The sequence below is a fragment of the Sporosarcina sp. ACRSL genome (assembly GCF_022346605.1).
In the GTDB taxonomy this organism is placed as follows: domain Bacteria; phylum Bacillota; class Bacilli; order Bacillales_A; family Planococcaceae; genus Sporosarcina.
Genome location: NZ_JAKRNT010000001.1, coordinates 385860 through 399503, shown reverse-complemented (window position 1 = coordinate 399503; position 13644 = coordinate 385860). Strand labels below are relative to the sequence as shown.

Here is a 13644-nt window from a genome sequence, read left to right as displayed (position 1 = left end):
GCTTTGTATTTTTGTTTTTATTTATGAATAATTAAGAGTGGTTGAAGTTGTCGGTATTCAAGGGCTGCCGCTGCGGCTGGCACCATCAATGTGAAATCGGAGATCATCGAGTTCGGTTTCTTGTAAGGATCATCCTGACCGAACGGGATGAAAAATACATTTTTCATGTTTAATAGCTTCATTATGTTCGGACCGTTTAATCCTAGCGCATCATTCGTTGAAATCCCAAGCAACACCGGTCTATTGTTCCGCAACGTTGCTTTTGCCGCCATTAACACTGGTGAATCTGTAGCAGCATTGGCGAATTTGCTAATTGAATTGCCGGTCATGGGAGCAATGATCATGCAATCAAGAGGATTGCTTGGACCGAATGGCTCAGCCTCTACGATTGTCGAAACGACTTTTTCACCTGTTGCTTCTTCAATTCTTCTGATCCATTCTTCGCCTGTACCGAACCGCGTCGCAGCTGTTAAGACCGAATGCGTAATGATGGGTACAACAGTTGCACCATTATCCCGCAAATCGCTAATGACGGGTAATATTTGGTCATACGTACAATGCGATGCCGTAATACCAAGGCCAATTCTTTTCCCTTGTAGCATCTTTTTCCCCTTTCATTTACTATTCATCCTCAGCAACGCTTTAAACAAAGCGTTAGCAGCATCTACCGGAAAATGTTTTCCCGGCAATCCGAGGTGTATTGTATAGTATTCATCAGGGGAATTGTCCCTTAGGCAACCTGGCGCTGATGCCAAATCATAAATGCGTAAAGTAGAGTTGTTTCCTACTTGGAGCCATTTTGCAGGAATCGTGTTGACGAGGATTCCTTTTAAGTCTACTGTATCGTTTGGCAATACCATTGTCTCATAACCAATTGATGCAGCTTCTCCTAGCTGATCAGCAGAACGTGCCAAAATGGTTACATATGCACCAAGGGATGACAGGACGGCGGCGGTCATTTTGCCTACTTTTCCAAAGCCTGCAATATAGAAATGTTCGCCTAAAATTCGACGTTTTGCTATGTCATAATATTCAATGAGGAATCCTTCTGCAGTTAATAACGCATTTTCCCAAACAAATTCAACTTCCTTCAAATACGGACGGACAGTAAAATCAGCTTGAATGAAAGGCGCCAACCAATCTGTCGTTGCAACGCCGGGATAAAGAACAGCTGATTGTTTAATTTTTTCAATTGGAATGGTGCCATCCATTTGCAAAATAGGAAAAACGATATAATCGGGGGCTATTTCATCAAGCATGCGCGCCAACTGGTCCGAATATGCGTTTCCATTATAACGAAACGCATCGAAACCGTGTTCCTTCATAATTCGACTGCATTCTGCCAATCTCTTGTCCGTTCCAATGAATAACCATTTGCCTTCAATTGTCGTCAATATCAAATTCCCCCAAGCTATGCGTTTTTCCAAAAAGAATCCGATGCTCCCCAATCAATACAATTTCACTCCACGGTATGAATTCCGTTGTCTCCTGCTCCCTATTGCGGAATGGAAACCGCCCAAATTTCTTTTTCACTTCAAAGCCGATGATCGCCCCTGTTTTTCGATTGAAAATCAAGTCTGTATCTGCAAGGAAACCATAGCGGATTCCTTCCTCCACTTGAATAAGCTCTTTTTGTGCCATTTCGGATAGCAGCATATCCATCCTCCTTCATCATGTCCTGACTTATCATATGATTTAAAGAAGGCAAAGCTGCATATTTCTAAAATCGGATTCTATTAACCGTTTTTTTCGGACCGATGAATGATATTGCACGTCGATGAGCAAACGTTTCTCGTGCAATTGCATTGACGTTTTCCAATTGCACTTTCTCGATTAACTCAACGACTTCGTCCAATGTTTTATGTTCAGAAAGGATTAACTCGTTCTTTCCGTTCCGATGCATTCTGGATTCCGAACTTTCCAAACCTAGCAAAAAGCTGCCTTTTAATTGTTCCTTCGCATTGTGCAATTCCATCTCTGTAACGCCCACTGAGACGATTTCATCGATAAGTTGATCCATCGTAGAGGCCATTTCCTCTAAATGTTCAGGTCCAGTACCGCCGTAAATGACGAAGGCTCCTGTTGTCAAATACGATGAGTAATAGGAAAAGACAGAATAGGCAAGGCCCTTTTCTTCACGGATCTTTTGGAACATGCGAGAAGACATCGTACCGCCAACAATGCTGTCTAATAGAATCAAGTCATGTAGCCTTTCATCCGTGAGTTTTAAGCCCGGATAGCCGATGCATATATGTGCCTGTTCAATATCTTTAGTTTTTGACGTCCTACCGCTATGGAAGACAGGTACCGGTCCTTCACTTGCATTCGTTGAGCGGCTCGGAGATTCGAACGAATTGAATAGATCTTCAATAAAGCCTATCAATGAATCATCATAATTTCCTGCAATTGAAATGATGACATTTTCAGGAGTGTAGTACTTTGATAAATACCGTTCAATCATTTCCTTATCAAATGATTCAATCGTTTTTTCAATTCCACCAATTGATCTTCCAATTGGCTGATTCGGATACATGACAGACCAAAGCCGTTCATCTACGTCATCATCAGGTGTGTCTTCAACGGAGGCAATTTCATCCAAAATGACAGATTTCTCTTTTCGTATATCCATCTCGTCAAAACGGGAATGGAACAACATATCCGCTAATATCGTCAATGCCTCTTCCGCATGATGATCTAGAACCGTTGCATAATAGCAAGTCATCTCTTTTGAAGTGTAAGCGTTCATATCGCCGCCCATCCGATCGAACTGTTCGGCAATCATTTTTGCGGTTCGAGTAGAGGTCCCTTTGAAAAGCATATGTTCAATGAAGTGGGACAGCCCCCATTCCTGTTCTGTTTCATGGACGGAACCTGCTTTCACGAAAAGACCAATTGCCAAGGAACGAACATATGGCATCTTTTCATGAATGATTCTGACGCCATTTTGGCATAGTTGTTTTTGTATCAATTCATATCCCCCCGCAGAATAAAGAAGAAAAAGCCACCATCTTCACACCATCGTAAAGTGGGGCTTTCCATTATAATATGCTAATCGCTTATTCGTTTTTCCCTTTTTCAGCTGCTTCTTTCTCTTCTTTCAAAACAGCTTTGCGGGAAAGGTTCACACGGCCTTGATTGTCGATTTCGATAACCTTTACGAAAAGTTCATCGCCCATCTTCAACACATCCTCAACAGCCTTCGTACGTTCTTCCTGAATTTCAGAAATATGAAGAAGTCCGTCTTTGCCAGGGAAGATTTCAAGAAACGCTCCGAATTTCTCAATCCGTTTCACTTTTCCTAAATAATATTCTCCGACTTTCGCTTCGCGGACGATATTTTCAATTATCGTTTTCGCTTTTTCATTCATTTCCGAATTAGGAGATGAAATATAGATTGTTCCATCTTGTTCTGTATCGATTTTCACATTAGTTTCTTCGATGATTTTATTGATCACTTTACCCCCAGGTCCAATAACATCACGGATCTTATCCGGATTGATTTTGATCATGATGATTTTCGGAGCATATTCCGAAAGTTCTTCACGAGGTGCGGAAATGGTCGCCATCATATGATTGAGAATATGCATCCGGCCAATTTTCGCTTGAGCTAAAGATTCTTCTAAAATTTGACGGGATAATCCTTCAATTTTAATGTCCATTTGGAGTGCTGTAATTCCTTTTTCTGTTCCAGCTACTTTGAAGTCCATATCTCCAAGATGGTCTTCCATCCCTTGAATATCAGATAGGACAGAATAGTTGTCCCCTTTTTTCACGAGTCCCATTGCAATTCCTGCGACAGGAGCTTTAATCGGAATTCCGGCATCCATCATAGCCATTGTAGACGCACAAATCGACGCTTGTGAGGATGAACCATTCGACTCCAGCACTTCCGCAACGAGACGGATTGTGTACGGGAAGTCTTTTTCATCTGGAATGATCGGTTCAAGTGCACGTTCACCAAGAGCACCGTGACCGATTTCACGACGGCCCGGTCCGCGAATAGGTCCTGTTTCCCCTACGCTGAAATTAGGGAAGTTGTAATGATGCATGAACCGCTTCGATTCTTCGAGTCCAAGGCCATCAATAATCTGCACTTCACCTAAAGCCCCTAATGTACATACGCTGAGCGCCTGAGTTTGTCCACGTGTGAATAAGCCAGAACCATGCGTCCGCTGTAAAATACCGACTTCCGTTGAGAGAGGACGGATTTCATCCAATCCACGGCCATCAGGGCGAACTTTCTCATCAGTGATGAGCCTGCGAACTTCCTCTTTCACAAGATGATCCAATATGCTCTTCACTTGTTTGAGCGTTTCCTCGTCCGCTTCTTCGGTAGTATATTGTTCCATCACATTGTCTTTAACAGCATTGATCGCTTCTTCGCGTGCATGCTTCTCTTCCGTTTGAATGGCGCTAATCAAATCGGATTCACATTTGTTTTTCACTTCTGAAAGCAGCTCTTCGTCAAGTTCGAATAATGTGACTTCCATTTTCTCCTTGCCGACTTCCGCAATAATTTTCTCCTGGAATTCGATCAGTTGGATAATCTGTTCATGGCCAAACATGATCGCTTCTAAAATGACATCTTCCGCAACTTCTTTCGCTCCTGCTTCAACCATATTAATGGCATCTTTTGTTCCTGCGACAACGAGGTCAAGTTCGCTCGCTTCCAATTGTTCCGGAGTCGGGTTGACGATGAACTCACCATCAATTCGACCGATTTGAACACCTGCGATCGGTCCTTCGAATGGGATATCGGATATGGACAAAGCAAGCGACGAACCAAGCATCGCTGCCATTTCAGATGAACAGTTCTGATCGACTGACATGACAAGTGAGATAACTTGTACATCGTTACGGAATCCATCTGCAAACAACGGTCGAATCGGACGGTCAATCAGACGGCTCGTCAAAACAGCCTTCTCTGAAGGACGTCCTTCACGTTTAATGAACCCGCCTGGAATTTTCCCGACAGCATATAGTCTTTCCTCATAGTTGACGGTCAACGGGAAGAAATCAAGCGCTTTCGGATTTTTCGAAGCAGTTGCTGTTGAGAGCACGGTCGTGTCTCCGTACCGTACAAGAACAGCGCCGTTTGCTTGTTTTGCAAGCTGGCCCGTTTCGATTGTTAACGGCCTCCCAGCCCAATCAAATGAATAAACCTTTTTTTGTTCTGTCATTATGGTACCCCTCTCTAATTTCAAACATGGACATCATACGAAGTAGTATGTATTAAGTAGTAGTGTATCAAAAAAGAAGGACATATGCGAAAAATATCATTAAATTAATGACTCAATAAAAAAAAGCGGGCAAGGCCCGCTTTTCGTATACATCTTATTAACGGCGAAGGCCGAGTTTGGCAATAAGATCACGGTAACGTTGAACATCAGTTTCGCGTAGATATTTAAGCAATCTACGGCGTGTACCGACCATTTTATAAAGACCACGACGTGAATGGTGATCCTTCTTGTGAGTACGTAAATGGTTGTTCAAGTTGTTGATCTCTTCAGTAAGGATAGCGATCTGTACTTCTGCAGATCCAGTATCGTTTTCATGAGTTTTGAATTCGTTGATCAATTCATGTTTACGCTCTTGTGTAATAGCCATCCTTTTCACCTCCTAATAATTGAATATCCCCAAATCCCGAGCAATCGTTGGTGATTCGATTTGCCGAGGAAAGGTTTGTGCTCTTGCACTGATTTATCATAACACGCGGGAAACGTAGATGCAACAATGATGTCCCAAATTACACCGCTACTTTCCGTTTCAGGCGGACGCTTTCCGCGGGCATGGCTTCAGCCTCCTCACTTCGCTACGCTACGTTGCGGGGTCTTCAGCTCATGCTATTCCCGCAGGAGTCGCCGCCTTTCACTCCAAGTAGCTAGAATCACAAATAACAAATTATTAGTTCATCTTGTTCAATAATTTCTTGGCTGTTTCTTTGTCTTTGCCGATTTGAAGAATTAGTTCATCAACGGAACCAAACTTTTGCTCAGCCCGGATTCGAGCGATCCAATCGACCGCGGCCTCTTTTCCATACAGGTCGGAATTGTAATCGAGCACATGGACTTCCACGCTTGGTTTCATCGTATTCGGATCATGGAACGTCGGCTTCACCCCTACATTGCAAACACCTTTATACGATTGACCCTCAACAGAAAATATGACAGCGTAAACACCGTTTGCAGGCAAAATTGTCTCTTCGTCAACGGATACGTTCGCCGTAGGGAATCCGAGCAGCCTGCCTCTTTTCTCGCCATCAACGACAGTACCGATCGTTCTGAACGGTCTCCCGAGCAATGAAGCGGTCTTTTCTACATCTCCTTCCGAAAGAAGGTTTCGTATACGTGTTGATGATATTTTCTCATCGGAATCTGTCACTTTTTCGATGATTGTCGTACCATACGCACCTTCAGATAATGATGCCATTAGCTCCATCGTCCCCGCACCTTTTGAACCGAACGTGAAATCAAAACCGGCAGTGACATGTTTGACTCCTAAGCCTTTGATGAAAATCTCCACAAATTGTTTAGGCGAAAGGGATGCAAGGTTCCAATCGAATGTCACTATGAATAGTGCGTCAATGCCCATTTCTTCCAACAGTCTTGATTTTTCAGGATATTTTGTAATGTAGCCGACTTTATTTACACCCTTGCCAAATAAATGAGAAGGATGCGGATCGAATGTCATGACAGCGGAGCGGATTCCGAGTTCTGCCGCTTTAGCCTTTGCTCCGTTGATGACGGTTTGATGCCCCTTATGAAGCCCATCGAAAAAACCGATTGCTAACGAAAAAGGGCCTTTCTCATCGTTTGTTGTATGAGATGGATATTGTAAATGATAAATTTCCATGAAATCTCTCCTACCTGTTGAATGGAAACATCTTTTCAGGTTTCATCAACCCTTTTTTTGTCGGGTGGTTACGATAAATTGCAATCACTTTTTCTGATTTCGTAAAAACGATTTCATCCCGCTCCATGAGTGAAGGATGCTGTTGTAACACTTGTCCATTCATAATCTTACCATACAACTCGTCATCGGTTTCTACAAATTCAAATTCGGCAAGTGCTTCCTCAAGTGGACGGATATATTGTTCGAGTGTGCCTTCCTTTTTCTGCTTTTCCACTTCTTCCAGCGTCAAACAATCTTGCTGACGGAAGTTTCCGGAAACAGTACGAACCAAACTTGCCATATGGGCAGGAAAACCAAGCTGTTCACCGATTTGAACTGATAACGTTCGGATATAAGTCCCTTTTCCACAAGCAATCCGAATCTTGAAATTGACCTGTTCCCCTTCGAACAATTCCTGGTCATCGAGTAATTCTATTTCATAGATATGTACGAGTCTCTTGGGTCTTTCAACTTCGATGCCTTTTCTAGCGTATTCATACAATCTCTTGCCTTTCACCTTTACAGCCGAGTACATCGGAGGAATTTGAACAATTTTACCGGTGAGTTGCTCAAGAGCTTGAAGAATTTCCTTACGGGTAATTTTTTTATAGGAGTTATCTGACAAGACAATTGCGCCTTCCCCGTCCTCCGTTTCGGTAGAGGTACCTATCGAAACAGTTGCGATATACTCCTTGCCCGCGTCCGTAATGTATTCCGCGACCTTTGTCGCCTGTCCTAGGCATATTGGTAGAACACCTTCCACATTCGGATCAAGCGTTCCGGTATGCCCCACTTTTTTCATTCCAAAAATTTTTCTAAGCTTGAATACGCAATCATGGGAAGTCATCCCTTTTTGTTTCCATAACGGAAGAATTCCGTCCATACACATCCTCCTTTCTTGTTACTAAAAATGGAGGAAGCCGGAAAGTCCATTTGGACACCGACTTCCTCCATTAGTTCATTCTTCTTCACTGTTCACTTGACGAAGCAAGGATTCGATACGATTTCCGTACTCAACGGAATCATCAAATGCAAATTCGATTTCCGGTGTCTTCCTCAGTCTGATCCGCTGCCCAATTTCCGTGCGGATAAACCCTTTCGCCTTCGTCAAGCCGGCAAGAGTCGCCTCTTTTTCCGAATCATTTCCTAATACCGAAATGAAAATCGTGGCTTGTTGAAGATCGCCCGTCACTTCGACATCTGTCACTGTAACGAAGCCGATGCGAGGATCCTTCAATTTTTGGCCGATAATTCCGCCCAATTCCTTTTTCATCTGTTCAGCAACACGATTCGCCCGCATAGACATGGATGTCACCCCGATTCCGTATCAATAGTAGTCAAGTATCATTTCTGTCATTTCCCATTCCGGATTCGATTCCAAAAAACGGATGGCTCTTCTCGTCTCCCCTTCGGCCGCTTCTTTAGACGAAGCTACCGACACGAGAGCGATTGTAGTCCTTTGCCACAAATCTTGATAATCGATTTCCGCGATGGAAACGTTGAATTCATTTTTCACTCGATCCATCATTCGTTTCAACACGGATCTTTTTCCTTTTAACGAATGGACATCAGGTATAAAGAATGTACATTCTGCATAGACGATCATGCCCGCTTAATTTCCTCCATGACAAAGGCTTCAAAGATATCGCCTTCCTTAATGTCATTGAAGTTTTTAACGGTAATTCCGCACTCATAGCCTCTAGCAACTTCTTTTACGTCGTCCTTGAACCTTTTCAATGTATCGAGTTCACCTTCGAAGATAACGATATTATCCCGAAGAACACGGACACCCGCGTCACGAGTAATCTTACCCTCGGTCACATAGCTTCCAGCAATTGTTCCGATTTTAGAAACTTTGAACGTTTCGCGAACTTCAGCTTGCCCAATTACTTTTTCTTCGTACTCTGGGTCCAATAAACCTTTCATCGCCGATTCGATTTCTTCAATCACCTTATAGATAACACGGTGCAATCGAATATCGACCCCTTCTTCTTCAGCTGCACGTTTAGCATTGACATCCGGACGGACGTTGAAACCGATGACAATTGCATTAGATGCTGCCGCCAACGAAATATCTGATTCGTTAATGGCGCCTGCTCCTGTATGGATGATTTTAACGTTTACCCCTTCGACTTCGATTTTCATGAGGGATGCCGCCATCGCTTCGACAGTTCCTTGAACGTCTGCTTTGACGATAAGATTTAATTCCTTCATATCCCCTTGCTTCATCTGATCGAATAGGTTATCGAGCGTTACACGCGTTTTCTCACTACGTTGCTCCTGCAAAGCATCGCCAGCTCTCGATTCAGCGATTTGACGGGCTGTTTTCTCGTCTTCGAAGACAACAAAACGGTCACCTGCTTGCGGTACATCGTTTAGTCCTGTGATTTCAACAGGAGTGGATGGACCTGCTTCCTTCACTCGACGGCCTAGGTCATTGATCATGGCACGTACTTTACCGAAAGTGTTTCCGACGACGATTGGGTCTCCTACACGTAAAGTTCCATCTTGTACGAGAAGGGTTGCGACTGATCCTTTGCCTCGGTCTAATTGAGCTTCAATAACAGTCCCTTTTGCACGGATATTCTTGCTAGCCTTTAATTCTGCAACTTCCGCCACTAACAGAACCATTTCTAGCAGCTGATCGATCCCTTCACCTTTTAAAGCTGAGATCGGTACGAAGATTGTATCTCCGCCCCAAGCTTCGGCTAAAAGTCCATGTTCTGTCAATTCTTGCATAACACGGTCAGGGTTCGCGGTCGGTTTATCCATTTTATTTACAGCGACGATGATTGGTACTTCAGCTGCTTTTGCATGGTTGATCGCTTCGATTGTTTGTGGCATGACACCATCATCCGCAGCGACAACAAGAATCGTAATGTCCGTCACTTTCGCTCCACGAGCCCGCATTGTTGTAAATGCTGCGTGACCAGGAGTGTCTAAGAACGTTATTTTCTTTCCTTCTGCTTCAATCTGATAAGCACCGATATGCTGCGTAATACCGCCGGCTTCTCCTTGAGTCACTTTCGTATCACGAATGGAATCGAGCAATGTTGTTTTACCGTGGTCAACGTGTCCCATGATTGTAACAACCGGAGGACGTTCTGTTAGTTCCCCTTCCGGCTCTTCAGATTCTTCGAAATAAATTTCCAAATCCGTTACATCAATGCGGATTTCCTCTTCCACTTCAACGTCATATTCTGCACAAATCAATTCAATTGCGTCTTTATCAAGTTCTTGGTTAATCGTTGCCATAACACCGAGCATGAATAGTTTTTTAATAATTTCAGACGGTTCTCTGCCAAGTTTGTTTGCGAGTTCTCCAACTGTCAACGATTCATAGAAAGTGATTTTTTCCGGTAGCGGTTTTTCCACTTTAGGCATCGGTGCTGGACGATGTCTTCTGCGCCCTTGGTTAATGCCACGTGCTGGCGGTCTTCCGCCACGTCCTGCTGGGCGATTGCCGCCTTGAGCACCTTGTGCTCCTTGACGATTACTGCCTTGTTGACGATTGCCGCCTTGTGCTCCTTGGCTCGCACGATTGCCACCTTGTGCCGGACGGTTCCCGCCTTGTGTACCTTGTGCCGGACGGTTCCCGCCTTGTGTACCTTGTCCTTGACGATTGCTGCCTTGTGCTGGGCGGTTCCCACCTTGTGCACCTTGGCTAGTGCGGTTACCGCCTTGCGCCGGACGATTTCCGCCTTGAGCACCTTGGCTACCTCGATTGCCGCCTTGTGTTGGACGGTTTCCACTTTGAGCACCTTGGTTAGTGCGATTACCGCCTTGTGCCTGACGATTGCCGCCTTGAGCATTTTGGCTATCGCGTTTTTGTCCTTGCGCTGGACGATTGCCTTTTTGTTGATTTTCATGTTGCGGACGTGAATTGCCTGTAGATCTTGATGCATTCGAAGCTGGTTTCTTGCCATTTTGACCGCTGTTAGTCTTATCGGATGGAGTAGAACCACCTTTTCCAAAACGTTGATCCAACTTTGCTGTCGCCTCATTATCAAGCATCGACATATGGTTTGTTACATTCACATTTAATTTTCCAAGCTCTTCAATGACTTCTTTACTCGTCCGATTCACTCGTTTCGCGTATTCGTGTACACGTATCTTCGTCATTAGCCCACCCCCGGTTATATTCGTTGAGGAGCCCGGATAGTTTTCCGGCGAAGCCGGCATCCGTTAACGCGAGTACGACCCGCGACTCTTTTCCGATTGCATGGCCGAGAGTTTCACGGCTCCCGAACACATGCTTCTCAACGTTGTAAAAATTACATTTATCATTTACTTTTTTTTGCGTATTTTTTGAAGCATCTTCAGAAACGATGACTAAACGCGCATTCCCCGAACGAACTTCTTTGATAACAAGTTCTTCGCCGGTAATCAATTTTCGGGCCCTCGCGGCCATCCCTAACAGTTGGAAGATTGCTGAAGGATAATTCATTTCAATGCCTCACGACGGATTGCATGCAGAAGATCATCATAAACTTCCTCAGGCACCGATGTTCCAAGCTGAGTTTCAATCGATCGATTGCGTTTAGCTGTTTCAACAGCCTGCTCAGTTTTCGATACATATGTACCACGTCCTGATTTCTTTCCTGTCAAATCGACTGAAACTTCACCTTCCTTTGTGCGGACAATGCGGATCATTTCCTTCTTTGGCAACATCTCACCCGTCGCTGCACATTTACGCAAAGGTATTTTCTTTTTGCTTGTCATGGGCAATCATCCTCTCAAATCAGTTGTCTTCGTCTGTATCCGAATATAAATCGATCGTTTCTAATTCTGATTCCTCTTCTTGTTCATTATCGAAATATGGATCCTCATCATATTCATCGTTTCCATTTTCGGTAACGGCATATACATCATCGTCAAATAGTCCCTCTTCACCTGTATGATTGAAAGTAGGAGGATAGATGCCTAATTCACGAGCATCCGTTTCACTTTTAATATCGATTTTCCAACCAGTCAATTTAGCGGCTAGTCGTGCGTTCTGTCCACGCTTTCCAATTGCCAATGACAACTGGTAATCCGGAACAACAACAGTTGTCGATCTGTCCTCTTCGTTCACTTGCACGTCCAATACTTTTGAAGGACTTAACGCATTCGCAACGAAGACGACCGGATCTTCCGACCATTCAACAATATCGATTTTCTCTCCGTTCAATTCATTTGAGATGGATTGAACTCGTGCTCCGCGAGAACCGACACAAGACCCGACTGGATCTACTTCTTCATTATTTGTATAGACTGAGATTTTCGACCGGTCTCCCGCCTCACGTGCAATCGACTTGATTTCAACTGTGCCATCGTAGATTTCCGGGACTTCCATTTCAAACAGTCTACGTAAAAGGCCAGGATGCGTACGGGACACGAATACCTGAGGTCCTCTTGACGTGCGCTCAACTTTTGTAATATATACCTTGATGCGATCATGGGGCTGATAGGATTCAGTAGTGATCTGTTCGCTCGCAGGAAGCACCGCCTCCACTTTGCCAAGACCAACGTATAGATTCCTTGCGTCCAAACGCTCGACAATCCCATTGACAATGTCATCTTCACGGTCTACATATTCATCGTAGATCAATCCCCGTTCAGCTTCGCGTACACGCTGTGTAACGACTTGCTTCGCGGTTTGCGCTGCAATCCTTCCGAAATCGCGTGGAGTCACCTCTTCTTCAACGATATCTCCAAGCTCATATGCAGGATTGATCGCTAAAGCGTCTTCAAGTGCAAGTTGAAGTCTCTCATCTTCCACTTCTTCCACGACATCTTTACGGGAATAGACTTTGATCGTCCCTCGCTCCAAATTCAAATCGACTCGGACGTTTTGCGCTTGGTTGAAGTTTCTCTTATATGCGGTAACAAGTGCCGCTTCAATCGCTTCTACAATTACATCCCTAGAAATTCCTTTTTGCTTTTCAAGGGCTGTCAGTGCATCGAGTAGATCACTACTCATATTTAATCACTCCTATATTCAATTATGCGGAAAAATCGATTGCTAGTCGTGCAAAAGCAATTTTTTCCTTGTCGATGACTACTTGCAATTTCCGGGTCTTGATGCGGATTTCAACTTCTGCAGCATCGGGACCATAGGAAAGCAAGTAGCCTTCAAACTCTTTCATGCCATTGATCGGTTCGTACGTTTTAATGAATACATATTGACCGACAGCCTTTTGGAAGTCCTCTTCTTTTTTCAAAGGACGTTCGGCGCCAGGCGAGGAAACCTCAAGAAAGTAATTCTGTGGAATTGGATCAGTGCGGTCGAGCTCTTCACTAAGTCTTTCGCTTACGAGTGCGCACTGTTCGATATCGATATTCCCTTCAGGCGTATCCACATAAACCCGTAAAAACCAATCTCTTCCTTCTTTTACAAATTCAATGTCAACCAATTCCAACTCGAGGTCGTTCACTATCGGACTGACGAGCTTTTCAACTTCTTCTGTAATTTTACTCATCATAACCCTCCCGAAATTTGATTCAAACTATGTCTTTTCGAATTGAACAACAGAAAAGAGCGGGAAATCCCACTCTTTTTTCGCAAGACTTATAGCAAAAGTTGCTCCAATCATACCATCTACTGGGCATCAATGCAAACAATCTGCCAAATGCGGAGGGTGGTGGATTGTAGAAGATAACAAAAGCGGAGGGCGCCTGCCTAGAGGCGACAGGCAAAGCCGTCACGTAGAACGGCTTTTGCGAGCAAAAGCGAAGCGTTGGGAGCAATGATGACCCAAGCCCCTGGCGCCC

The 13644-nt window shown here is 44.2% G+C and carries 15 protein-coding genes; all 15 read right to left on the bottom strand.

Going from position 1 to position 13644, the window contains the following annotated elements; genetic code table 11:
* Positions 1-17: 17 nt before the first annotated feature.
* A complete protein-coding gene (locus MHZ92_RS02180) occupies positions 18-602 on the bottom strand; it encodes a dipicolinate synthase subunit B (RefSeq protein WP_239429862.1) in 585 nt (194 codons plus the stop codon).
* A 12-nt stretch (positions 603-614) separates the two neighbouring features.
* Complete coding sequence (locus tag MHZ92_RS02175; RefSeq protein WP_239429861.1) at positions 615-1394, bottom strand: hypothetical protein; 780 nt, start codon at positions 1392-1394, stop codon at positions 615-617.
* A complete protein-coding gene (locus MHZ92_RS02170; protein ID WP_239429860.1) occupies positions 1381-1656 on the bottom strand; it encodes a YlmC/YmxH family sporulation protein in 276 nt (91 codons plus the stop codon). Before MHZ92_RS02170 ends, MHZ92_RS02175 begins: the two co-directional genes overlap by 14 nt.
* Positions 1657-1720: 64 nt before the next feature.
* Entirely contained in the window at positions 1721-2968 is a 1248-nt protein-coding gene (locus MHZ92_RS02165; protein ID WP_239429859.1) for a M16 family metallopeptidase, read from the bottom strand.
* A gap of 88 nt (positions 2969-3056) precedes the next feature.
* Positions 3057-5180, bottom strand: coding sequence for a polyribonucleotide nucleotidyltransferase (gene pnp, locus MHZ92_RS02160; RefSeq protein WP_239429858.1), 2124 nt, complete (start codon positions 5178-5180; stop codon positions 3057-3059).
* 157 nt (positions 5181-5337) lie between these two features.
* The gene (rpsO, locus tag MHZ92_RS02155) at positions 5338-5607 is read right to left on the bottom strand and encodes a 30S ribosomal protein S15 (RefSeq protein WP_239429857.1); all 270 of its coding nucleotides are present in this window, start codon (positions 5605-5607) and stop codon (positions 5338-5340) included.
* 297 nt (positions 5608-5904) lie between these two features.
* The gene (locus MHZ92_RS02150) at positions 5905-6852 is read right to left on the bottom strand and encodes a bifunctional riboflavin kinase/FAD synthetase (protein ID WP_239429856.1); all 948 of its coding nucleotides are present in this window, start codon (positions 6850-6852) and stop codon (positions 5905-5907) included.
* A 10-nt stretch (positions 6853-6862) separates the two neighbouring features.
* Positions 6863-7774, bottom strand: coding sequence for a tRNA pseudouridine(55) synthase TruB (truB, locus tag MHZ92_RS02145; protein WP_239429855.1), 912 nt, complete (start codon positions 7772-7774; stop codon positions 6863-6865).
* Between the two features lie 75 nt (positions 7775-7849).
* Positions 7850-8197, bottom strand: coding sequence for a 30S ribosome-binding factor RbfA (gene rbfA / locus MHZ92_RS02140; RefSeq protein ID WP_239429854.1), 348 nt, complete (start codon positions 8195-8197; stop codon positions 7850-7852).
* A 21-nt stretch (positions 8198-8218) separates the two neighbouring features.
* Positions 8219-8497, bottom strand: a complete 279-nt coding sequence (locus tag MHZ92_RS02135; protein WP_239429853.1) for a DUF503 domain-containing protein — start codon at positions 8495-8497, stop codon at positions 8219-8221.
* A complete protein-coding gene (infB, locus tag MHZ92_RS02130; RefSeq protein WP_239429852.1) occupies positions 8494-11013 on the bottom strand; it encodes a translation initiation factor IF-2 in 2520 nt (839 codons plus the stop codon). The genes MHZ92_RS02135 and infB overlap by 4 nt, the downstream gene beginning before the upstream one ends.
* A complete protein-coding gene (locus tag MHZ92_RS02125) occupies positions 10961-11338 on the bottom strand; it encodes a YlxQ family RNA-binding protein (protein WP_239429851.1) in 378 nt (125 codons plus the stop codon). The genes infB and MHZ92_RS02125 overlap by 53 nt, the downstream gene beginning before the upstream one ends.
* Positions 11335-11613: an RNase P modulator RnpM gene (gene rnpM, locus MHZ92_RS02120; RefSeq protein ID WP_239429850.1), complete on the bottom strand. Its 279-nt coding sequence runs from the start codon at positions 11611-11613 to the stop codon at positions 11335-11337. The genes MHZ92_RS02125 and rnpM overlap by 4 nt, the downstream gene beginning before the upstream one ends.
* Positions 11614-11632: 19 nt before the next feature.
* Positions 11633-12853: a transcription termination factor NusA gene (gene nusA, locus MHZ92_RS02115; protein WP_239429849.1), complete on the bottom strand. Its 1221-nt coding sequence runs from the start codon at positions 12851-12853 to the stop codon at positions 11633-11635.
* Positions 12854-12875: 22 nt separating this feature from the next.
* Positions 12876-13352, bottom strand: coding sequence for a ribosome maturation factor RimP (gene rimP / locus MHZ92_RS02110; RefSeq protein WP_239429848.1), 477 nt, complete (start codon positions 13350-13352; stop codon positions 12876-12878).
* Positions 13353-13644: the final 292 nt, after the last annotated feature.